The sequence below is a fragment of the Microbacterium sp. SW12 genome (assembly GCF_055391095.1).
This window is the reverse complement of record NZ_AP024335.1, coordinates 987,362-1,009,840: the sequence shown is the minus strand read 5'-3', so window position 1 is coordinate 1,009,840 and position 22,479 is coordinate 987,362. Positions and strand designations below refer to the sequence as shown.

Here is a 22,479-nt window from a genome sequence, read left to right as displayed (position 1 = left end):
GGCCGATCTATGCAAGTGAATGTATCTTGTGCAACGCGGTGCCGGCGAATCTATTCCCCGGCATCGACAGGATCGGGCAGACCGTCGACCTCGGCAAACATCGCGAGCATGTCGCGCACCAGCTGATGGGGCGCCGTCTCGCACGGGCTATGTCCCGTTTCGTAGACCGCCACTTGCGCGCCGATGCGCCGCGCGTACGCGACGTACTGCTCGGTGGGCCACAGGTCATGTGCCCCCGTCGCGACGAGCGTGGGCACGGATGCCGCGCGCACCGCATCCGCGACATCCGGCATCCGCATCATGAGCCCGACGATGTCATCGACGCTTTCGCGACGGGTCAGAGCGAATCGCGCACGAACGAAGGCGATGCGTTGCGGGGGGACCCGGTTGAGGTTGTTCCGGATGCCCCACAGCAGGAGTGAGGCGCCGCTTCGCGGGCCCGCGAGACTGCTGAACCGGCCGATTCGCTTCACGCCCCGGAATACCTGCCCGGTGGCGGGCGGAGTGGACAACAGGGTGAGTGTTGCGAACAGTTCCGGACGCTCGGCGACGATCAGCTGAGACACGAGTCCGGCAAAGGAGTACCCGAGCACGTGGGCGCTCGCGCCGTTCTCAAGGACGGCGGTCAGGTCTTCGATGAACAGCGGATAGTCGTAGCGGGTCCGGGGCGGATCGAGGTTCTCGGGGCCGGCATCCCTCGACTCGTACTGGCCCGCAAGGTCGTACGCCTCCACGCGGTAGCCTGCCTCGGCGAGGAGCGGCAGCATGAGCGTGAAGTCCTCTTTGGAACCTGTCACGCCGGGAAAGAGCACCACCCGTCCGCGCGCGCCGCTACCGAGACTCACCCGTGCGAGCTTCCCGCTCGGGGCATCGAACTGGTCACGCACAGTCCCGGCGGGGAAGACCCGCCAGTCGAGGTCGGGAATCGCCGCATCCCGCTCGCGGGCGTCATCGGTAAGCGTCATCGACGCCCGAGACTACTCCAGCAGCGCTCGCGCAGGCAGTATTCCGGGCTACGAGAACAGCGCGGCGCCGACGAACGAGCCTTCCGAGGGCGCCGGCGGGATGGCCCAGATGCCCGATCCGATCGTGAGGAGATACTCCATCATGAGGTCGGTTGCGACCGAGCGCTGCACCGTGATGAACCGATCCGGCGAGCGCACGTAGCCGAGGAAGAACAGCCCAGCATCCAGCCTGCCGAGCACGGTGTTTCCATCGACGTAGTTGTAGCCGCGACGCAGCATCCGGATGCCGCCGTTGTGGTCGGGATGCGCCCGCGCGACGTGGGATGCAGGGTCGATGGCGGTTCCACCGGATGCCGAGAGCGTGGCGAAGTCAGGAGCGGTGAACTCGTCGCCTCCGCTCAAGGGGGCACCGCTGCCTTTGGCGCGGCCGGTGATCTGCTCCTGCTCGATGAGGCGAACCCGGTCCCACGTCTCGATCTTCATCGCGATCTTGCGGGCGACGAGATACGAGCCCCCGGCGAGCCAGGCTGGGCCATCCTCGGACGAGACCCAGACGTGCTCGGCGAGCGCATCCTCGTCGGTCGCCAGGAGGTTGGCGGTGCCGTCTTTGAACCCGAAGAGATTTCGCGGGGTCTGCTGCTGCGCTGACGTTCGTGAGGTGCGACCGAACCCGAGCTGCGACCAACGGAGGCGCGCTCGTCCAAACGCGATGCGGCTGAGGTTGCGCACGGCGTGCACGGCGACCTGCGGATCATCGGCACAGGCCTGGATGCACAGGTCGCCACCGGTGTGGTTTGGGTCGAGGTCGTCACCGAGGAACGGTGGCAGGGGCGCGAGCGCCTCAGGCGCCTGGGCTGCGATTCCGAAACGATCTGCTCCGTCCGCGGTGCGGAACAGCGTAGGCCCGAAACCGAAGGTGATGGTCAGATTGCTCGCCGGCAGCCCGAGCGCCTCACCGGTATCGTCCGGTGGCGCCTCCGGTGAGCCGCCCACGGCTCCGGAGGCGCTGACCTCGAGCCCGAGCATCATTCTCGACGCGGCATAGCTCCAGTCCTGGAGCAGTTCGACCAGTTCCTCGCGGCTGGTCGTGTCCATCACGTCGAAGGCTGCGAAGTGAAGGTGGTCTTGCACCTCCGTCGTGATCCCGGACTGATGCTCCCCGAAGAAGGGGTGCGTGTCGGCGCGCGGCGCGGCCTGCGCGTCCGAGACGCGCGCCACCACCGCGGCGCCGCCGACGCCGACGGCGACCCCCGCGGCGCCGGCACCCAGCGCCAGGCCGAGCAGGCCTCGCCTGCTCAGCCCGGCCACCGGGCGTTCCTGCGATGCAGGATTGGTCATACTCACTCCAGGACTGTCACCGTCAGCTGCGACAGCGGCTCGGCGAGGGTGTTGATCTGGTCGGACAGCGTGCGCTTGTCAGCCTCCGTCAGTGTGCCGTATGAGACGAATCCGTCGCTGAGCGAGCCGAACTCCGCCAGCTCCGCCTCCAGCTGAGCGTATCCATCGTCGATCAGCGCGACGAGTTCCTCCCCGTCGGGGCCACTCGAGAGCGCGAAGTCGCGGACGAGTGAGAAGGCCATCTTCGACCCCTCGACGTTGGCGGCGAAGTCGTACAGGTCGGTACCCGACCACCAGTCCTCCTCGCCGCTGATCTTGCCGGTCGCTACCTCATCGAGCAGGGCGATTGCGCCGTTGGAAACGCCCGCGATGCCCTGCGACTCGAGTGTGTCCACGAACTCCTGACCGTGCACGTAGTCGTACAGTTCCTGCACATCGGCGATGAGCAGGTCACCGAAGTCAGCCCGCTGCTCGGGCGTCGACGGCGCCCAGTCCTGCCATGCCAGGGTCACACCATCGGAGTTGAGGGCATCGGTCGCGGGGACCCAGAGATCCTTTTCGATCCGGTGGAAGCCCGTCCAGTCGATGCCGTCCGCGACGGCGTCGACCTCACGGAAATCGATGCGGGGGTCGAGGTCACCCAGCGCCTCTGCCACGGGCTCGATGCGCTCGTAATACGCGCGCACCTGCGGGAACATCGCGCGGGCGGTGTCGTCGTCGCCCGCGACATAGGCTGCGACGAAATCGTCGACGGCGGGAACGAGCTGACCCACCTGATCCTTCACGAATGCCGCGTACAGATCCACCGCCTGCTGCTTGAGTTCGGCATCCTGAGCGTCCACCTCGACTGCCTCACCGGTGACGGCGAAAGCCGCGCGGCCCACGCCATCGCCGATCATTCCCGGTTTGCACAGCGTGTAGTAGTCGCCGGGCTGGGCCAGAACCGTGAGAGTGCGCGATGCGCCGGGGGCGATGTTCTCGACCTCGCCGACGATCCGTAGCCCGTCGCTGGCGAGCAGATAGAACTCTGTGGTCTCCGAGCCTGCGTTCGTCACCGCGAAGTTCAGCGTGCCACTGGCAGAGCTGGCAGAGGAGATCTCGCACGAGTCATCCGTCGAGGTGACGGTGAGCGCGTCGCCTGCTGCCTGATCGGCGCGGGCCACGCAGCCAGCGAGGACGAGGGAGCCGACCGCGGTCGCGGCGACCAGGGTGAGGCTACGAGAGAGGGTGTTCATGGGTCTCCTTGCTGTGGGGACTGAGAGCGGACGAGTGAAGGTTCGAGTCGGCCGTGTCCGTCGTGGGGCCGGCGGTCGGCGGTGTAGGCGCCGGAGACGGCGACGCGGTGACCGCGCGCACGAGGAAGAGAGCGCCGACGACCCCGACGTAGAGCATCCAGGCGATCACTTGTAACCAGCTCATGCGGGCGGTGAATCCGATGGTTGCCTGCAGGATGACGGCAGCCGGGCTCGTGGGGTCGAACGCGGTGGTGAGATCAAAGGCCCAGCCGAACGGGAATCCTGACCAACCGACCGCGACGACTCCGTCCACGACGGGCGCGAGAACTGTGTTCGGACCCGGGAGGACGCCCGCCTCCTGCAGATCTCCGATGCCGTAGGCCAGCACGCCCGCCGCGACCACGATCAGGAATGCGCCGGTCCAGGTGAAGAAGCGGCGGAGGTTCAGGCGCAGCATCCCGCGGGCGACGAGCCAGCCGAGGACTGCCGCGCACAGGATGCCGAGCACGGCGCCGGCGAGCGACTCCGGCGCGTTACCGAACGATTGCACCATCGACCACAGCAGAAGCGTCGTCTCCACGCCCTCCCGGGCGACCGAGACGAACCCCAGAACGACGATGCCCCACAGTCCGCCGGTGGCGATAGCCCGGTCGACGCCGCTGCGCAGTCCGCTCGCGAGCGTTCGCGCGTGGTTCTGCATCCAGAAGATCATCCAGGTGACCATCGCGACAGCCAGCAGGGACAGCAGTCCCCCGATGATCTCCTGCGCTTCAAAGGTCAGAGCGTAGGCACCGAACGTGAAGAAGGCTCCGATCGCGAGCGCCAGCGCAATCGCACCCGCGACCCCCAGCCACAGGCGCGGCAGCACGTCGCGGCGCCCCAGCTGTGTGAGATACGCCACCAGGATGCCGACGACAAGCGCCGCTTCGAGCCCTTCGCGAAGGCCGATCAGAAAGCTAGCGAGCACGCGGATCCTCGGGGTGAATTCGGTAAGCCTTACCTAAGCGTTCCGAGACTACTCCCCCGCCCCTCGGCTGAGCAATTCCCACCCGCACCCCCACATCAACGACGAAGGGCCGCCCCACACCGTGGGACGACCCTTCGAGAAAGCGATATACGCGGTTCGCGCTTAGCGGCGAAGCCCGAGACGCTCGATCAGCTTGCGGTAACGCTCGATGTCGATGTCCTGGAGGTAGCCGAGCAGACGACGGCGCTGACCGACGAGCAGGAACAGGCCACGACGCGAGTGGTGGTCGTGCTTGTGCTCCTTGAGGTGCTCGGTGAGGTCCTTGATGCGCTGCGTCATGAGCGCGACCTGCACCTCGGGGGATCCGGTGTCACCGGGGTGCGTTGCGTACTCTTCGATGATCGCCTTCTTGGTCTCTGCTTCCAGTGCCATAGAACGATCCCCTCTCTCTTCGTTGCGCGGTGCCCGTCACCTGCTGTGCGAGCTCTCTTTCTCCGCGGCCGATCTAACGGCAACCGAACAACTCTACCAGCCCCGGGCAGAGCCCGCGAGCGCGTGCGCGGAGTAGCCTCATCGGGTGCGCATCACCGTCCGAGTAAAACCCGGGAGCCGGCGCGGCCCCCTGGTCGAGACGGTGGGATCCGATCTCGTCGTGTATCTCCGGGAGCCGGCCCGTGAGGGCGAGGCCAACGCCACCCTCCCCCGAGTGCTGGCAGAACACTTCGATACCTCGCCGAGCCGCGTCTCAATCGTTCGGGGACACTCGGCGCGCATCAAACAGGTCGAGGTCGACCTGTGATGGCGCGAATCTCGCGAGACCAGTTCCTCGATCTTCGCCCCTTCCGCGCGAGCCCCGCCTTCGCGCGACTGTGGATCGGTTCCACCCTGGCCGGGCTGGGCGGGCAGCTCACGATCGTCGCGGTCATGCTCCACGTCTACGACCTCACGCAGAGCACCTTTGCGGTCTCGATGATCGCCGTCGTCGGGCTCGTGCCGATGGTTGTCGCGGGGCTCTACGGCGGAATGCTTGCCGACGCATTCGACCGTCGCCTGGTCGCACTGCTGGCGGCATCCATCACCTTCGCCTCCACCGCGCTGCTGGCTATCCTCGCATGGACCCAGTCCGAGACAGTGTGGTCGCTCTACGCGCTCAGCATCGTCAACTCCGCGGCGAACTCCGTGGTTCTCGCGACCCGCTCGGCGATCGTCCCTCGACTCTTACCGCGGCAGCTTCTCCCGGCGGCTGCCGCCCTGCAGGGCATCACCGTGGGCATCATGGTCATGGCGGGCCCGGCGCTTGCCGGGGTGCTCGTTGCAACGGTCGGCTACGCGTGGACCTACTCCGCCGATGTCGTGCTGATGACCTCGCTGTTCCTGGGGCTCTGGACGCTCCCCCGCATTGTCCCCGAAGGCGAGATCGTCAGACCCGGCCTCGAGTCGCTGCGTGATGGCATCGCGTTCCTCCGGCGCGCCGCGAACATCCGGTTGCAGTACATCCTCGACATCACGGCGATGACGTTCGGTCAGCCCCTCGCTCTGTTTCCCGCGATAGGCGCCGTGCTTCTGGGTGGCGGCGCGATCACCACCGGCGCTCTCACCGCGGCTTTCGCAGCCGGCGCTTTCCTCTCGAGCCTCTTCTCGGGCCGCATCGGACGGTACCGCGCGCACGGGCTGGGAATCGAGCGCGCGATCCTCGTCTACGGCGTCGCGATCCTGGCCTTCGGTGCCGTGCTCCTGGCTGCATCCTTTGGCGTCGGCGCCGCGGGCGGTGTCAGCGAGACCTCGCCCAACATCGCGCTGATCGTTCTGGCCGTGCTGGTTCTAGCTGTCGCAGGCGGCGCCGACAATGTCAGCGCGATCTACCGGTCGACCATGATGCAGTCTGCGGTGCCCGACAGCATCCGGGGCAGGCTCCAGGGGATCTTCATCGTCGTCGTCGCCGGCGGACCCCGAGTGGGGGCGCTCTACGCCGGAACGCTCGCAACGTTCACGACCCTCTGGTTCCCGCCACTGCTTGGCGGACTGCTCATTCTGGCGATCGTGACCACGCTCGTGCGCCTGAGCCCAGGCTTCCGCGCCTACGACGCTGACAATCCGGTTCCCTGATCGGGCACGCGACGAACGGCGGTGGGGCGGATGCCGCAGCATCCGCCCCACCGGAAAGTCGCGCGTCGCCTCAGTCGGCCTGGAGGGCGCCCTGCAGGTCAAGCTCGATCGTCACGTCCTTGCCAACGAGCACGCCGCCCGTCTCGAGCGCAGCGTTCCAGGTCAGACCGAAGTCCTCGCGGTTGATGACAGCCTTGGCCGTGGCGCCGGCCTTGTAGTTGCCCCACGGGTCGTTACCGAAGCCACCGAACTCCACCTCGAAGGTCACCGGCTTGGTGACGCCACGAATGGTGAGGTCGCCGTCGACGAAGAAGTCACCGTCCTCGATGCGAACACCGGTGGAAACGAAGTCCATCGTCGGGTACTGCTCGGCGTCGAAGAAGTCGGCCGAGGCGAGGTGCTTGTCGCGGCCCTCATCCTTGGTGTCAACCGACGTCACGTCGACCGAGGCAGTCACGGTGGTCTCGAGGGGGTTCGCGGGAGTCACGAACGTCGCGCTCTTCACACCGAAGGTGCCCCGCACCTTCGAGATCATCATGTGCCGGACGGTGAAGTGGACCTCGCTGTGCGACGCATCAAGCTGCCACGTTCCCACGCGGTAGCCGGGGATCTCGACGGTTGTCGTTTCGGTCATGCTCTCTCCTCGGGAGTTCTCTGTGCCGCCAGTCGGCGACAAGAGCCCCAACGAAGCCACCAGCGGACTCTATTCCCGTGAATGGAAAAATTTCCGAGCGCGTCATCTCCTGGTCACGGTAGCGACGAAACGGCGGCGGATACCGAAGCATCCGCCGCCGCGTGATCAGCCAGCGAGACTCAGCCGACCGAGATCAGGTCGATGATGAAGATCAGGGTCTTGCCGCCCAGGAAGTGACCACCGGCGGGGCCGTACGCCAGGTGCGGTGGGATCACGAGCTCACGGCGACCGCCCTCACGCATCCCCGGAATGCCGTCCTGCCACCCCTGGATCAGCCCGCGCAGCGGGAACTGAATGCTCTCACCGCGGTTCCACGACGAATCGAACTCCTCACCCGAGTCGTACTCGACGCCGACGTAGTGCACAGTGACGCTGTCGCCGGGCTTCGCCTCTGCTCCCTCACCGACGATGAGGTCGCGGACGACGAGTTCGGACGGAGCAGGGCCCTGAGGGGCATCGATGTCGGGCTTGGTGCGGTCATCAGTCATGCTCACCATCCCACCAGAGCCGGTCGCGGCGCGCAATGCGGCACCGCGGTCGGCCGAAGCGCTGAGCGCTCTCGTGTGAGCACCCGTTCTTTCGCCGGTCATTACGAACTCCTGACGGCAGAGCTTGCGTGGGTGTCGCGCACGCGGCGGATGCCTATAGTGGGGCCGTGGTGCGCCTGATGCTGGTCGAAGACGATCGGACGATGCGCGAGACTGTCGCGGCCTACCTGGCCCGCGCCGGGCACGACGTGGTCGCGGTCGCCGACGGAGACGCAGCGATATCGCGGTTCGCCGAGTCCGGCGTCGACCTGGTGCTGCTCGACCTGATGCTGCCCGGAACAGGCGGGCTCGAAGTGACAAGACGACTCCGCGCGATGCGGCGCGATCTTCCCCTCATCATGGTGACGGCGCGCACGCAGGAGCACGAGCGGGTCCAGGGACTGCTCGCCGGAGCCGACGACTACATCACGAAACCGTTCAGCCTGAGAGAGCTTGACCTGCGCATCCGTTCCCTGCTGCGCCGGGCCACCACGACACCCCGGGCGACCTCCGACATCCTCGTCGACGGGGATCTGCGCGTCGAGGTCGCTGCCGGCCGGGCCGTTCGAGACGGGGAGGCCCTGACCCTTACCGCGCGAGAGTTCGATCTGCTGGTCTGGTTCCTGCAGCACCCGGGAGTCGTTCACAGTCGTGAAGATCTCATCCGCGAAGTCTGGGGATGGAACGTCGGAGATCCCTCCACCGTGACGGTGCACGTTCGACGCCTCCGTGAGAAGGTCGAGACCGACCCATCCCGGCCCACGCGGCTGGCGACAGTATTCGGCAAGGGGTATCGCTGGGACACTGACGGCTCGGCGGGCACACCATGACCCCGGACGAGAACGCCGTCGTTCTGTCGATCCTCACCACAGCGGGCGTCGGGCTGGTCGGCACCGCAATCGTGGCGGCGCTTCCCCGCTCCAAGCCCGTCGTGGCTGCCATCGCAGCACCGTTCGTCGTCGTCGCCTCGCTTGCCGCCGGCGTGGCCGTAGCGACCCGGCAGATGCTCATCGACGATCACACCTCCCAGACACTGCTCATTGTGCTGGCAGCGTGCGCACCGCTTGCACTCCTCGTCGGCCTGGTCCTGGCGCGCCGAGCCCGCGCCGTGGAGCGTGAGGCAGCCGCCGAGCGAGCCGACAGACAGCGGGCCCGCGAGGTCGAGGACTCCCGGCGAGAAACGGTCAGGTGGCTCTCCCACGACCTTCGAACGCCGCTGGCCGGCATCCGAGCATTGGCCGAGTCCGCCGCACAGGATGACTCCCCCGACGACCCGCCCGCGCGCATCGTCCGCGAAGTCGACCGACTCGACGCGATGGTCGATGACATCGTCGAGCTCTCGCGGCTCCACGGCCAGAGCCGGCGAGAAATCACCGCTGCCGCGCTCGATGACATCGTCTCGGACGCGGTGGCCTCGGTCTCTCCGCTCGCGACGGCCGAGGGAGTGCGGATCGAAGCGACTGCCCTCGGCGGTGAGATCGTCGAGGTCGATGTCCGCGAACTCACCCGCGCCGTGACGAACATCATCAGAAACGCCGTACAGCACACGCCAGCAGGAGGTCGCGTTCTGCTCACGACAACACGTGCTGAGGGCTGGGCCGTGGTTTCGGTCACAGACGCGTGCGGGGGCATTCCGGCAGGCGGTCTTCCGCACCTCCTCGAACCCGGCTGGCGCGGCGACTCCGCCCGATCCGGCAGAGGCATGGGCCTGGGCCTTGCGATCGTCGACGAGGTGGCCCGGGCCCATGGCGGCGCCGTCACGATCGTCGGGACCGCACCCGCCGAGGGCTGCACGGTGAGCCTGCGGCTTCCGGCGAATCACGCAGTTCTTACAGACCCATGACGAGCGCGGCGTTTGAGTGGCCAAGCGCCTCGCGGTCACCCTGTCGCTTGGCGCGAGTGTCACGGTCTTCACGCTGCTGCTTCGAGCTACCACGGCGCTCATCGATATCCCCACCCAGGTGTGGCAGATTGCCAGCGGCATCCTGCTCATCGTCCTCGGCCTGTTCTCGGTGTTCCCCGCGGCGTGGGACCGCATCTCGCAGCGCACCGGACTGACCGGCGCCTCCACGCGGAACCTGGATGCCGCCCACCGACGCGGCGGCACCGCCGGCGCGATCCTTACCGGCGCCGCTCTCGGTCCCGTGTTCACCTCGTGCAGCCCCCTGTTCGCCTATGTGATCGTGACAGTGCTTCCCGCCGAGCCGGCACGAGGACTGGCTTTGCTCGGCGCCTACGTCGTCGGCCTGATGGCCGTCCTGCTCGTGATCGCGCTGGCGGGACAACGGGCCGTCCGCCGGATGCGGTGGGCGGCTGACCCGCACGGTTGGTTCCGGAGGGGGCTCGGCATCCTGTTCATCGTCATCGGGATCCTCATCGCGACCGGCCTGATGCAAGACATCGAGGCCTGGATCCTCACCTCCTCGCCCATTGCGCCGTGGGAGATCGGATCCGATATCGGTCGCTGACGCAGCTCGCCCGCGGGGCTCTTGACAGGGCACGGATGCAGCGAGAAGCTTGTTCTAGATCTACTCAGCGCCCGGATTCGACTCGCAGGCATCGCCGCGGCACCGGGCGCTGAGTCTTTGTTCAGCGCTAGCGTGGTTGAATGCGCTTCGCCCACGTTTCCCTTCCCGGGTCAGCCACGCCGCAGCTCGTGACCGTCGATGACGACGGCGCAGCCGTGGTGTCACTGCTCTTCGACGGGGCGCCCGCCACACTCAACGCACTCATCGAGGGCGGCGACGAACTGCTCGAACGCGTGCGTACGACGGCCTTGAACGCTCCCCGGGTCTCCCTGGAGGGCGCCGTGTACGGCCCCGCTGTCCCTCGGCCGCCCGTCATCCTCGCCGTCGGCCTGAACTACGCGGCGCACTCCAGTGAACTCGGTCTGAAGACCGACACGGCGCCGACGGTGTTCGTGCTGTGGCCCAACTCCCTGACCGGCCACGACGGCACGACGAGCTGGCCCCGCACACTCAGCGAGTCCGTGGACTACGAGGCCGAGCTCGGCGTGGTCATCGGCAAGCCAGCCAAGGATGTCGCCCCCGAGACGGCGCTCGACCACGTCTGGGGCTACACGGTCGTCAACGACATCACGGCACGCGACATTCAGTTCGCCGAGGCGCAGTGGTCGCGCTGCAAGTCCTTCGACGGGTTCACTCCCGTCGGCCCCGTTGTCGTGACAGCCGATGAGATCCCCAATCCGCAGGACCTGCACATCTGGACGGTCCTCGACGGACACACGCTGCAGGATGCCTCGACGAGTCAGATGGTCAGGCCGGTCTCCACACTCGTCGCGCATCTGTCGGCATCCGTCACCCTCCTACCGGGAACCCTCATCTCCACCGGCAGTCCGGGCGGTGCCGGATACTCCCGCGACCCGCAGGTCTTCCTCCGCGACCGTTCCACCGTGACCGTCGGGGTCGAAGGCATCGGTGCGTTAACGACGCACTGCCGGATCATCGGCTGATCCGGCAGTGCGTCAGGTGGCTTGCAGGATCAGCCGCAGGTGACCGTGACGCCGTTCACGTCGTGAACACCCGTACCCAGCTCCGAACACATAGCGAGCGCCGAGCCGAGCGAGCTGACGATGACAATCGCGATGATGATCCCGATCACCATGAACACGATCGAGAGGATGATGGCCCACAGTGCCGGAGTGTTCTTGGCTCCGACCTTGCGGCTCTGCACGAGCGCGACGATCCCGAGGATCAGGCCGAGCAGCTGGAAGAAGAAGGCGAGAATCAGGGCGACGATGCCGAGCGTCTTTCCCGGCACGGGGGCCGACGCTCCTGCGGGAGCCTGCGGGGCAGGCTGGTAGGCGGGTGAATCAGACATGGGCGACTCCTTGCGTCCATTGCGGGTGAGGGTGGTCGCACGCCATTGAGCGACCTCGCCGCAATCTAGCGGCTAATTCCCAGCTTCCGCAACGGCCCCAATCTGGGTTACAGGTCAGTGTCTCCGGTGGGAGCGTTCTCGAATCCGATGATGGGCATCGCCGCGGTCACGGCCTGAAGTCCCGAGAGCCGTTCGGGCGAGAGTTGCTTGTCGACTTCCGCGCGTGACATGAGTCCGCCTTCGACCACCAGATCGGCGATGTTTCGGCCCGACACGAGGGCAGACTTTGCCAGGGCAGCAGCAGCCGCGTAGCCGATGAACGGCGTCAACGCTGTCACGACACCGACCGAGGCTCCGACCGACGCCGCAAGCCGCTCACGATTCGCCGTGATGCCGTCCACGCAGTTCACTCGCAGTGTGCGCATCGCGCGTCGCATCCAGGTGATCGATTGGAAGATCGAGTGAGCGATGATCGGTTCGAAGGCGTTCAGCTGCAGTTGGCCGCCCTCGACGGCCATTGTGACGGTGAGGTCCGCGCCGGCGACGGCGAACGCCACCTGATTCACGACCTCTGGGATGACCGGATTCACCTTTCCGGGCATGATGCTGGATCCGGCCTGGCGGGCAGGTAGCGAGATCTCACCGAGACCCGCCTGCGGGCCCGACGAGAGCAGCCGAAGGTCGTTCGAGATCTTCGAGAGCTTGATGGCGTTGCGTTTGAGGGATGCCGAGAACGACATGAACGCCCCGGTGTCGCTGGTCGACTCCACGAGGTCGGATGCGGTTTCGAGATCCAAGCCCGTGATCTCGCGCAGGTGTCGCAGAACCGCAACCGCATAGTCGGGATGCGCGGTGATGCCAGTGCCGATCGCCGTCGCGCCGAGGTTCACCTCGAACAGCAGATGTGCGTTCTCGGTGAGGCGCTGGTAGTCCTGACCCAACGTCGTTGCGAAACCGTGGAACTCCTGCCCGAGAGTCATGGGGACGGCATCCTGCAGCTGCGTGCGGCCGACCTTCAGGACGTTGTGGAACTCGCTCGCCTTGCGCAGGAACGACTGCCGCAGCAGGTCGAGCTCCTCCAAGAGCGTCTGCAGGTCAAGGCTCAAGCCGACCTTGATGGCCGTCGGGTAGACGTCGTTGGTGGACTGGCTGCGGTTGGTGTCGTCGATCGGCGAGAGGAACGCGTAGTCACCCTTGGGGCGGCCGGCAAGCTCCAGCGCGATGTTGGTGATGACCTCGTTGGCATTCATGTTGGTGGAGGTGCCCGCGCCGCCCTGCACGACTCCGACCACGAACTGGTCGTGGTAGCCGCCGTCGATGACCAGCTGAGACGCCCGGTCGATCAGCGCCGCCTTCTCGCGGTCGAGCACGCCGATCTCGGCGTTGGCTCGCGCCGCCGCCTGCTTGACCATCGCGAGGGCGCGCACGAGATCGGCATACACCGAGATCGGGCGTCGCGAGATCGGGAAGTTCTCGAGGGCGCGTGCGGTGTGGATTCCCCAGTACGCGTCAGCCGGGATCTCCATCGATCCCAGAGAATCAGTTTCGGTGCGCGTCGGGGCGGCGGTGTGGTGCGTCATTGTTCCTGCCGTTCATGAGCGCTTTCGAGAGAAGGCTTCGAGGCGCTCGTGGGGGGTGAGTGCCGCCATCCGCTCGACCCACTCCTCGGAGAAGTAGTCGCCGGTGTCGGCGTCGACGACCGGCACGACGGCGTGCGTGATCGTCGCCTCGTACACGTGTACGAGGTGGAAGGACTGCCCGGCGTCCATGCCGTTGACCTGCTGCGCGGGCCGGGCCAGATTCATGGTGTAACAGGTAGCTGCCGACACTGACACGGGAACGCCCGCAAAGGTCCCGCTCGTCGAATAATGCAGGTGGCCTGCGAGGATGCCGCGGACATCGGTACCTGCGATCACGTCGGCGAGGCGCTGCTGGTCGCGCAGTTCGAGAATGTCGAAGAACGGCAGATGCGATGGGATCGGCGGGTGGTGCATCGCGATCAGCGTCCCGAGCGGGGCGGGAGTCGCGAGCTGCTCCCGAAGCCAGCCGAGCTGGCCCTCGTCGAGGTTGCCGTGATGCCAGCCCGGCACTGAGGTGTCGAGGGCGATAAGCCGCAGGCCATCCAGATCCCAGACACCGGTCACCGGCTCCTGCGTCGGTTCGGCATCCAACAGCTGCTCGCGGAGCGCTGGCCGCTCATCGTGGTTGCCTGCCACCCAGACCAGCGGTGCAGCAAGCTCCCGGGCCAGGGGCTCCAGGAGCTCACGCAGGTCACGGTAGGCGCCGGGCTCGCCCTCGTCGGTGAGATCTCCGGTGACGACGATCGCGTCGGGATGGATGCCGAGGCCGCGCACCTTCTGCAGGGTCCTGCCCAGGTTCGCCGCCGTGTCGAAACGCCCGCCGAGCGGCCGATTGGCATCGAGAAAGTGCGTGTCGCTCAGGTGCACGATCGTCCGAAGTGCGGGCGGATACTGACCGAAACGGACGGGAGCCGAAGCCATGCCGCCAGCATACGTCGCACGGGCGACGCGGCCCTCTCGACTAGCGTGGGTCGGGTGAGATCCGCCCCCGAAGCACCCCGCGCCGCCCGCCGCCCCGTCCCGCGTTCCCACCATGGCGACGAGGTCGAGGATGCCTACGAATGGCTCCGAGCGAAGGACGACGCCGGCGTCCGCTCCCACCTGGAGGCCGAGAACGCCTTCACCGAGGCGCGCACCGCGCACCTCGCGCCGCTTCGCGAGCAGATCTTCGAGGAGATCCGCTCCCGCACGCTCGAGACCGACATGTCGGTGCCGGTGCGACGGGGGCAGTGGTGGTACTACACCCGCTCGGTCGAGGGGCAGCAGTACGGCATCCATTGCCGCGCACCGTTGGGCTCACCCGACGACTGGGACCCGCCCGCCCTCTCCCCAGGTAGTGAGGTTCCAGGCGAGCAGGTGCTCTTGGATGCCAACCGCGAGGCCGAGGGCCACGAATTCTTCGCCCTCGGCAGCTTCGAGGTGTCCACCGATACGACCCGGTTGCTCTATGCCGTCGACACGGTCGGCGACGAGCGCTACACGATCCGGGTGCGCGACCTCGAGAGCGGTGAGCTGCTACCCGACGAAATCCCCGATACGTTCGCGGGGGCGACGTTCTCCCCCGACGGCCGCCACATCGTCTATACGACAGTCGACGAGGCGTGGCGACCCGACACCGTGTGGCTCCATGAGGTCGGCACCGCGGCATCCGCGGATCGCACGCTCTTTCATGAACCCGATGACCGCTACTGGGTCGGCGCGGGGTTCACGCGCAGCGACCGCTACCTGGTCATCGAGCTCGGCTCCTCGATCACCTCAGAAGAGTGGCTGGTGGACGCCGACGATCTGTCGGGGCAGCCCCGCGTCGTGTGGCCCCGACAAGAAGGCGTGGAGTACTCGAGCTCCCACGCTGTCGTTGACGGCGAAGACGTGCTCTACATCGTCCACAACGACCGGGCGCTCGACTTCGAACTCGTTCGGGTTCGCGCCGCCGATCCGCAGGGTCCGCGCGAGGTCGTGCTCGCGCATGAGCCCGGGCAGCGCCTGCTCGGCATCTCAACCTTCCGAGACTGGGCAGTGCTGGCCTACCGGCGCGACGGCCTCTCTCGGCTCGCGACCTTTGACTATGCGACCGGGTCGCCCACTGAAATCGCCTTCGACGAGGAGCTGTACGACGTCGGGACTGCAGGAAACCCCGAGTGGGCACCGCCGATGATCCGCGTCGCGTTCGGATCGTTCGTAACGCCCTCAACGGTGGTCGACCTCGTGGTCGCGACCGACGAGCGCCGCATCCGCAAGCAGCAGCCGGTGCTCGGCGGCTACGACCCTGCCGCCTACGGGCAGCGGCGGGTATGGGCACTCGCCGAGGACGGCACGCGGATCCCCGTTTCGCTCGTGTGGCGGCGCTCCTTCGGGGAGCCCGGCGAGAAGCCACGCCCACTGCACCTCTACGGCTACGGGTCGTACGAGCACTCGATCGATCCGGCGTTCTCGATAGCGCGGCTGTCGGAGCTCGACCGGGGTGTCGTGTTCGCAGTCGCGCACGTGCGCGGCGGCGGCGAGATGGGGCGCAGCTGGTACGAGGACGGCAAGCTGCTGAGCAAGCGCAACACGTTCACCGACTTTGTCGCGGTAGCCCGGCACCTCGTCCACAACGGCTACACGGATGCCGAGCACCTCGTTGCCGAGGGCGGCAGCGCCGGCGGCCTGCTCATGGGCGCGGTCGCCAACATTGCGCCGGAACTGTTTGCCGGCATCCTGGCTGTCGTTCCGTTCGTTGACGCGCTGACGACTATCCTCGATCCGTCACTGCCGCTGACGGTCATCGAATGGGACGAGTGGGGCAATCCCCTCGAGGATCCGGATGTCTACGCGTACATGAAGGCCTACACGCCCTACGAGAACGTGCGCGAGGGCGTCACCTACCCCCGAATCCTCGCCGTCACTTCCCTCAACGACACCCGCGTGATGTACGTGGAGCCGGCCAAGTGGGTCGCGCGGTTGCGCGAGGTCGGTGCCGACGCACTCTTGAAATGCGAGATGTCAGCCGGGCACGGTGGTGTCAGCGGGCGCTACAACTCGTGGCGCGAGCGGGCCTACGAGCTGGCCTGGATCTTCGACGTCCTCGGGGTTGCCGACGCCTGATCCGCTGGCGCGCGCCGCCGCCTCCCGCCTCCTGCGGCCTCCCGCCTCCTCCCGCAGGTAGGAGAAATCACCGGCGTAGGACGATTCAACGCCAACACCTCCTACCTCCGCGAGAACGCCCACCTGCGGGATGCGAGCGGCTGTCGATGGAGGCCCTGAGCGACGGCATCCGTGACTGTCGCCGTCACGTAATCGGGCTCGAACAGGACCTGATGATAGTCGAAGCGCAAGACGGTGAAGCCGCGCAGGGCGAGTCGAGCATCAGCCCGAAGATCCCGGCGGCGATCGGATGCTTGGTGATGAGCGAACCCGTCGAGCTGAATGGCGAGGCGATCGCCGATCAGCCCGTCCAACGGGTGTCCGTCGACCCAGACCTGCTGCGCAACGGTTACGCCGATGCCGTGCATGAGATGGAGGAAGTGTGTTTCGATCCCCGAGTCGGACAGGAGCGATGCCACCTCCGCCAGCCGCCGCGCCCGCCCGCTCCCCCATTGGACGCGCTCCAGCACGTACCGGTCGGTGCGACCGCTGCGCAGCGCTGACTCCCACACGGCGGCCGCGTCAGCCAGCGGCACACAGCGAGCCACATGGAAGAGCACATTGACGAGCGGCTCGGCGGTCTGAGTCGGCGAGGTCGGCGCCGGCCCACCACCCCAGTGCAGCCGTACTCCGGGAGCACGGACCCGCGACGCCGTTGGCTCCACGGCTACGTGCACGTCGTCGTGGTGTGGGGTCCATAGTCCCAGCGCCGATGCTGCGCTCAGGCAGGTGAGTCGTCCGCCAGCCGTCGCCGCGGTTCGCCGCGCCGGATCGCAGCCAGGACCCACGAGCCAGCTGCGCCGCACGCGCTCGAGCACCCCGAGCGCGATAGCAGTACGCACCACGTGCATGGTGAAGCCAGCGGCGGCAATCGACCGTGAGTGCGCGGCGCCGCCGCATCCGTCGACCCATGCCACAAGCTCGTCCACGCTCCGCATCCGTCGACTCTTGCGTGCGCGACCCGACGCGAGCGTTCGGATACGCAGAGTGTGGATGCCGCAGGTCGTATGCCCCCGGGGAGGAGCGACGCGCCCCTACCTGAGGGAGGAGAAATCCCCGGCGTAGGACGAATCGACGTCAACACGTCCTACGCTGCGAAGAAGTCCTACCCTCGTGCGCGAGCGGCAGCGTTCGGGCGGATGTCGCGGATCAGCCGAAGAGGGCGGCAGCTTCCTCGTAGCGGTAAAGCGGGACGGTGTTGAGCTCGCCGAGCGCCTCTTCGAACGAGACGCGGACGATGTCGGTTCCGCGCATTGCGACCATCTGGCCCCAGGCGCCGTCGACGAGCGCGTCAGCCGCGTGGAGTCCGAGGCGAGTTGCGAGGACGCGGTCGAACGCCGAGGGCGACCCGCCACGCTGGATGTGGCCGAGCACTGTCGCGCGCGTCTCGATCCCCGTGATCCGCTCGATCTCGGGAGCGATGAGCTCACCGATACCACCGAGGCGGGGGCGGTTGAACGCATCCAGTCCTTTGTGGCTGTGCGCCTCGTCCATTCCCGTGATCGTGAAGCCCTCCGAGACGACGACCAGAGGCGCACGTCCGCGATCATGGGCGCTCGTGACCTGCTGGCAGATCTCGTCGATCGACATCGGGACTTCGGGGATGCAGATGACATGCGCTCCCGCTGCGATGCCGGCGTGCAAGGCGATCCACCCGACGTGGCGACCCATGACCTCGGCGACCATGCACCGCTGGTGGGAGTCGCCGGTCGTGCGAAGGCGGTCCATCGCATCGGTGGCGATGTTCACGGCGGTGTCGAACCCGAACGAGTAGTCGGTGGCGCGCAGGTCGTTGTCGATCGTCTTGGGGACGCCGAGGACGTTGATACCGTCCTTCCAAAGGCGGTTGGCCGCGGCGAGCGTGCCTTCACCGCCGATGGCCAGGATGCCGTCGATGCCCGCATCCTCGAGCGTCCGAGCGATGTTCTCGGCTCCGCCGCGAGGTCCCTCATAGGGGTTGGTGCGGCTCGTGCCGAGGATCGTGCCGCCGACCTTCGACAGACCCTTCACGTCGTGGCGCGAGAGCGGGAAGAAGTCCCCGTCGACGACGCCACGCCATCCGTCACGGATGCCGACGAAGTCGAGTCCGTATGCCGTCGTGCCCTTGAGGACCACGCCGCGGATGACCGCGTTCAGACCGGGGCAATCGCCGCCGCTGGTGAGGATGCCGATTCTCATGTGCCGTCCCTGTTGGTGTTTCCGGATGCAAGGTGGCGACGTTGCCTCCACCGACACTAGCGTCCGCACCGCGCAGCATCCATCCCCGGGCCGCCGTGATTACTCGACGCACCCCCGGCTGCCGGCGCGCGGCGCTCAGTCGACCTCGCCCAGCGCCTGCCGGAGCAGGTGCATCAGCGCCGCAAGCTGCACGGAGTCGCTCGAGGCCGGGTCGACAGCTTCACCGTCGAGAGCACGCAGCGCGAGCCCCTGCTTGGTGTCGATCAACTCGGCGATCTTCGTGTCGATCGTGTGCGCGGCGATGATCCGCCACGCCGTGACCGGCTCGTCCTGTCCGATGCGATGCACGCGGTCGATCGCCTGCGTCTGCTCGGCAGCCGTCCAGCTGAGTTCTGCGAGAACCACGTTCGAGGCTGCCTGCAGGTTCAGGCCGACGCCGGCCGCCGTGAGCGAACACACCGCGATTGCGACACCGGCGTCCTCGTTGAACGCATCGATCGCCTGCTGGCGAGCTGCCGTGGTCTGCTCGCCACGGATCGAGACTGTCCGAAGGCCCGCCTGCGCGAAGTGGCGCTCGGCGGCGTCCATGACATCGATGTGCTTGGCGAAGAACACGACCTTGCCGACCGAGCGCTGCAACTGGGCCGCGTAGTCGGCGGCAACAGTGGCCTTGGCCTGGCCGATACGGCGAACCATCGTGAACACGTTCTCGCTGCCGGTACCGGCCGCCTTCGACTCTTCGAGTTCGCCCTCCGCGACGAGCCGGACGATGTCCCCGTCGATCTCGCCGGGCGCGAGCCCGCGATCGCCGCGCGCGTCGATGATGCGCCGGTACTTGGCTGCCAAACGCGCACCGAGCTCTTGCTCGGCTTGCCGGATCGACCGCCCGTATTCGTCGTCGAGTTCCACCGGCAGGTCGGCGATGAGCTTGTCGGGCAGGTCGGCGGCGACATCCTTCTTCTTGCGCCGCACGATGCCCATCGAGATCACGGCGGAGCGCGCTTCGGGATAGAACGCCTTGTCGGCCGGGGTGAGCCCCGTCTCGTCAAGCTTGGTCATCAGCTCTGCGCCGGGCTTGTCGCCCGTGGTCCAGCCGAGGAACCGCCAGATCGCGTCGAAGTCTTCGACGTCATTGATCAGCGGTGTACCGGTCAAGGCGAGCAGCAGCGGATTGTGGACCTGCTCCTTGATACGGCTGGCCAGCGCAAGAACGTTCTGCGAGCGCTGCGACGTGAGGTTCTTGATGAAGTGGGCTTCGTCAACGACCATGCCCTTCAGCCCGATCGAGCCGAGCCATGACAGGTGCCGGTCGAGAATCTCGTAGTTGACGATGAAGACGTCGGCGAAGGCATCCAGATCTTCACCGTCGCCCGAGATGACCGTGGCGCGCCGGTGCGGCGTCCACCGCTCAACCTCGCGAGCCCAGTTCATCTTGACGACATTGGGCACGACGGCAAGCAACGGGTAGGCGCCGGCGACGGATGCCGCGAGCACCGATTGCGCGGTCTTGCCCAGGCCCGGCTCATCGGCCAGCAGGAACGTGCGGTGCCCCTCGCGCACCGACTCCAGGAACCGTGACTGGTGAGGCATGATCTCGAGGCCGCGCGGTGAGAGCCGATCGAACTCGGGAACCGGCGGAAGCTCCATGGATGCCGCCGCGCCTCCGGCGCCGGTCTCGAACGCCTTGTAGAGGGGACCCATGAGTTCCCATCCGTCGAGGCGGCGACGGGGGGTGTCTCGCGGAGCGCGGGCGGTGAGATCCGGAGCGAGGAACGGGTTCGCCATCTGTCGCGCCTCGATCGAGGCAGGGACCACCTGACGCTCGGCGAGCGCTGCGGGCACCACCTGCTGCGCGGGAGCCGGCGTGTCGGTGATGATGAGTTCGTCCGGCGGGAGTTCGGCGCCTGATTCCAGCAGCCAGTCGCGGCGCATACGACGCGCCACGGGCGAGGTCGCCTGATCGACTTCGAGCAGCTGGATGAGGGACGTGTCCCGCGCAGCGGTCTTGGCGAGGATCGTCGCGACACCGTCGAGCCGCTTGAGCAATTCGACACGCGCGGCATCCGTGAGCGACGTATCGGCCTTGACCCTGGCCCGCTCCTCGCGCACGAGGAACGCAATGACCTGGAACTTCACGCGGTTGGTCGGCCCGAGCTTGCCGCGCTGGGCCTTCGCCTCGACCTCGCGCACCTTGCGCGCGAGGATCGGGATGATCGGGGCCTCATCGTCGCGGCGTGCGGACGAGGATTTCTTGCGCCGCTGGGCGGCGGTTGCCGTAGCCGGCATGCTCCTCCTGAGCGTTGGTACATCTGTGACCGCCGCCATCGTGGCGTCGGATGAGCGCCTGCAAAGACGCGATCTCACTCGAACATCGACACCTGCGGCTCACGACAACACGGGCACTCGCTTCTGCGAACCGTGCAGTGTGACGCGGCGTCTCCCCTAGTCTAGCGCGAGTGGCCCGCGCGCCATCGCAGGACTCGTCAGGGCCACAGCGTGGCGACGATGTCCTCCGTGTAGCCGTCGGGCGAAAAGTCCACCCAGTGGGTTGCAACCCAGCCATCGCCCTGCAGGTAGTGCGTCTCACCGATCGTCACGATGTTGTCATTGCGATCGATGGTCTGCTGCTCGATGCGGCACACCGTGCCGGCGCCGAGTTCCTCACACGCCATGCCGGAGCCGGCGAAAGCATCCATGAGCGCCGTGGATTGGTCGGCTGAAACGACCGAGACGTTTGTTACGAGCCCCGGCGCCCCGGCGGCACCCCAGGAGCAACGCAACGTCGGGATCCCGGAGTTCAGGATCTCCAGGGCAGCAACGTTCTCTGTCGCGTAGATCGTGATGCCGGGGTCGTTCAGCGGCGGGTTGGTGCTGTTCAATTCCTGGAGCATTGTGGGCGAGTACAGCGCGTCGCACGCTCCCGGCAGCGTGAATCCCGCCTCCGCGGTCGGCGACGGCGTGGCCGACGACGTTTCGCTCGGAGCGGGGGCAGCCGAGGACTCGGATGCCGTGGGCGCAGGAGTCTCGGAAGGCAGTGCGTCACAGCCAGCGAGCACGAGGGCGCCCGCGATCAGCACCACGGCGGCGAGGGATCTCGAACGCATCCTGTTCTCCTTGGGCTCGACAGCACGAGCGACGATACCTCGCGCTTGCCTGATCCGGTGTCCCCCGCGCCGACCGGTGCGTAGGCTGAAGGCATGAGCGAGACCACCGAACAGATCACCGAGGCGCAGCTGGCAGCCACGATCGACCACGCGATCCTCAAGCCGGAGTTCACCCGCGACGACGTCGACGAGCAGCTCACGATCGCCCGGGATTGGAAGGTCTTCAGCGTGTGCGTCCGCCCCTCCGACATCGCCCATGCTGTGCAGTTCCTCGAGGGGTCCGGCGTCGCTGTCGGCACCGTCATCGGCTTCCCGCACGGAACCACTTCGACAGCGGCGAAGGTGGCGGAGACCAGACAGGCCGCCGCGGACGGAGCTAGCGAGTTCGACATGGTGGTCAACATCGGCGCGCTGCGTTCGGGGTTCGATGATGTGGTCCGTGACGACATCCGCGCCGTCGTCGAGGCCGCGGGCGGTGCCGTCACCAAGGTCATCCTCGAGGTCTCCCTCCTCGACGATGAGCAGATCGAACGCGGCTCCCGGCTCGCCGAAGAAGCCGGGGCCGACTTCGTGAAGACCTCGACGGGCTTTGCCGGCGGGGGCGCGACGGTCGAAACTGTCAGCCTCATGCGGCGAACCGTCGGGCCGGACACGCAGGTGAAGGCGTCAGGTGGGGTACGCAGTCTCCAGGACGCAATCGCGATGCTTGACGCCGGCGCAACCCGACTGGGAACAAGCGGCAGCGCGACGATCCTCGGCGAGCTTCGAAGAATCGCTGCCGGCGGAACGGCCAGCGGCGCGGTGGACGAGTCCTCCTACTGA

22 protein-coding genes are annotated in these 22,479 nt (G+C 67.1%); 8 read left to right on the top strand and 14 right to left on the bottom strand.

The window, feature by feature from the left end; genetic code table 11:
• Positions 1-50: 50 nt before the first annotated feature.
• The 5 genes from MICSW_RS05055 to rpsO form a co-directional block, all read right to left on the bottom strand.
• Positions 51-965, bottom strand: a complete 915-nt coding sequence (locus MICSW_RS05055) for an alpha/beta fold hydrolase (RefSeq protein ID WP_228177726.1) — start codon at positions 963-965, stop codon at positions 51-53.
• Between the two features lie 48 nt (positions 966-1,013).
• On the bottom strand, positions 1,014-2,303 hold the full coding sequence (gene efeB, locus MICSW_RS05050; RefSeq protein ID WP_375236747.1) for an iron uptake transporter deferrochelatase/peroxidase subunit: 1,290 nt from the start codon (positions 2,301-2,303) through the stop codon (positions 1,014-1,016).
• 2 nt (positions 2,304-2,305) lie between these two features.
• Positions 2,306-3,538, bottom strand: coding sequence for an iron uptake system protein EfeO (gene efeO, locus MICSW_RS05045; protein WP_228177724.1), 1,233 nt, complete (start codon positions 3,536-3,538; stop codon positions 2,306-2,308).
• The gene (efeU, locus tag MICSW_RS05040; RefSeq protein WP_228177723.1) at positions 3,519-4,505 is read right to left on the bottom strand and encodes an iron uptake transporter permease EfeU; all 987 of its coding nucleotides are present in this window, start codon (positions 4,503-4,505) and stop codon (positions 3,519-3,521) included. Before efeU ends, efeO begins: the two co-directional genes overlap by 20 nt.
• Positions 4,506-4,667: 162 nt before the next feature.
• Positions 4,668-4,937, bottom strand: coding sequence for a 30S ribosomal protein S15 (gene rpsO / locus MICSW_RS05035; protein WP_228177722.1), 270 nt, complete (start codon positions 4,935-4,937; stop codon positions 4,668-4,670).
• Positions 4,938-5,082: 145 nt separating this feature from the next.
• Between rpsO and MICSW_RS05030 the strand changes: the two genes are divergently transcribed.
• Positions 5,083-5,304, top strand: a complete 222-nt coding sequence (locus tag MICSW_RS05030) for a DUF167 domain-containing protein (RefSeq protein WP_464497191.1) — start codon at positions 5,083-5,085, stop codon at positions 5,302-5,304.
• Positions 5,304-6,611: an MFS transporter gene (locus tag MICSW_RS05025; RefSeq protein ID WP_228177720.1), complete on the top strand. Its 1,308-nt coding sequence runs from the start codon at positions 5,304-5,306 to the stop codon at positions 6,609-6,611. The genes MICSW_RS05030 and MICSW_RS05025 overlap by 1 nt, the downstream gene beginning before the upstream one ends.
• Positions 6,612-6,681: 70 nt before the next feature.
• Here the strand turns inward: MICSW_RS05025 and MICSW_RS05020 are convergent, their stop codons facing one another.
• Entirely contained in the window at positions 6,682-7,245 is a 564-nt protein-coding gene (locus MICSW_RS05020; RefSeq protein WP_228177719.1) for a YceI family protein, read from the bottom strand.
• A 179-nt stretch (positions 7,246-7,424) separates the two neighbouring features.
• On the bottom strand, positions 7,425-7,793 hold the full coding sequence (locus MICSW_RS05015; protein WP_228177718.1) for an FKBP-type peptidyl-prolyl cis-trans isomerase: 369 nt from the start codon (positions 7,791-7,793) through the stop codon (positions 7,425-7,427).
• 167 nt (positions 7,794-7,960) lie between these two features.
• On the opposite strand from MICSW_RS05015, the gene MICSW_RS05010 reads away from it, so the two are divergent.
• The 4 genes from MICSW_RS05010 (at position 7,961) to MICSW_RS04995 (ending at position 11,304) form a co-directional block, all read left to right on the top strand.
• Entirely contained in the window at positions 7,961-8,662 is a 702-nt protein-coding gene (locus MICSW_RS05010) for a response regulator transcription factor (protein ID WP_228177717.1), read from the top strand.
• The gene (locus tag MICSW_RS05005) at positions 8,659-9,675 is read left to right on the top strand and encodes a sensor histidine kinase (protein WP_228177716.1); all 1,017 of its coding nucleotides are present in this window, start codon (positions 8,659-8,661) and stop codon (positions 9,673-9,675) included. Before MICSW_RS05010 ends, MICSW_RS05005 begins: the two co-directional genes overlap by 4 nt.
• Positions 9,676-9,691: 16 nt before the next feature.
• The gene (locus MICSW_RS05000) at positions 9,692-10,300 is read left to right on the top strand and encodes a cytochrome c biogenesis CcdA family protein (RefSeq protein ID WP_228177715.1); all 609 of its coding nucleotides are present in this window, start codon (positions 9,692-9,694) and stop codon (positions 10,298-10,300) included.
• 140 nt (positions 10,301-10,440) lie between these two features.
• A complete protein-coding gene (locus tag MICSW_RS04995; RefSeq protein WP_375237060.1) occupies positions 10,441-11,304 on the top strand; it encodes a fumarylacetoacetate hydrolase family protein in 864 nt (287 codons plus the stop codon).
• A 29-nt stretch (positions 11,305-11,333) separates the two neighbouring features.
• On the opposite strand, the gene MICSW_RS04990 is transcribed toward MICSW_RS04995, so the two are convergent.
• From MICSW_RS04990 to MICSW_RS04980, 3 genes are all read right to left on the bottom strand, one after another.
• On the bottom strand, positions 11,334-11,672 hold the full coding sequence (locus MICSW_RS04990; RefSeq protein ID WP_292733281.1) for a DUF4190 domain-containing protein: 339 nt from the start codon (positions 11,670-11,672) through the stop codon (positions 11,334-11,336).
• 107 nt (positions 11,673-11,779) lie between these two features.
• Positions 11,780-13,252, bottom strand: coding sequence for an aspartate ammonia-lyase (locus tag MICSW_RS04985; protein ID WP_292727365.1), 1,473 nt, complete (start codon positions 13,250-13,252; stop codon positions 11,780-11,782).
• 12 nt (positions 13,253-13,264) lie between these two features.
• Positions 13,265-14,173 (bottom strand): phosphodiesterase, encoded by a 909-nt coding sequence (locus tag MICSW_RS04980; RefSeq protein ID WP_292733279.1) that lies wholly within the window; start codon positions 14,171-14,173, stop codon positions 13,265-13,267.
• Positions 14,174-14,218: 45 nt separating this feature from the next.
• On the opposite strand from MICSW_RS04980, the gene MICSW_RS04975 reads away from it, so the two are divergent.
• A complete protein-coding gene (locus MICSW_RS04975; protein ID WP_464497163.1) occupies positions 14,219-16,336 on the top strand; it encodes a S9 family peptidase in 2,118 nt (705 codons plus the stop codon).
• 101 nt (positions 16,337-16,437) lie between these two features.
• Here MICSW_RS04975 and MICSW_RS04970 read toward each other — a convergent pair whose 3' ends face one another.
• The 4 genes from MICSW_RS04970 to MICSW_RS04955 form a co-directional block, all read right to left on the bottom strand.
• On the bottom strand, positions 16,438-17,313 hold the full coding sequence (locus tag MICSW_RS04970) for a DUF559 domain-containing protein (protein ID WP_228177709.1): 876 nt from the start codon (positions 17,311-17,313) through the stop codon (positions 16,438-16,440).
• A 211-nt stretch (positions 17,314-17,524) separates the two neighbouring features.
• Positions 17,525-18,553 carry a 6-phosphofructokinase gene (locus tag MICSW_RS04965; protein ID WP_292733274.1) on the bottom strand — a complete coding sequence of 343 codons (1,029 nt, stop codon included), beginning with the start codon at positions 18,551-18,553 and terminating at the stop codon, positions 17,525-17,527.
• Between the two features lie 135 nt (positions 18,554-18,688).
• On the bottom strand, positions 18,689-20,839 hold the full coding sequence (locus MICSW_RS04960; protein ID WP_228177707.1) for a DEAD/DEAH box helicase: 2,151 nt from the start codon (positions 20,837-20,839) through the stop codon (positions 18,689-18,691).
• A gap of 197 nt (positions 20,840-21,036) precedes the next feature.
• Complete coding sequence (locus tag MICSW_RS04955; protein WP_228177706.1) at positions 21,037-21,657, bottom strand: hypothetical protein; 621 nt, start codon at positions 21,655-21,657, stop codon at positions 21,037-21,039.
• A 93-nt stretch (positions 21,658-21,750) separates the two neighbouring features.
• Between MICSW_RS04955 and deoC the strand changes: the two genes are divergently transcribed.
• Positions 21,751-22,479 (top strand): deoxyribose-phosphate aldolase, encoded by a 729-nt coding sequence (deoC, locus tag MICSW_RS04950; RefSeq protein ID WP_228177705.1) that lies wholly within the window; start codon positions 21,751-21,753, stop codon positions 22,477-22,479.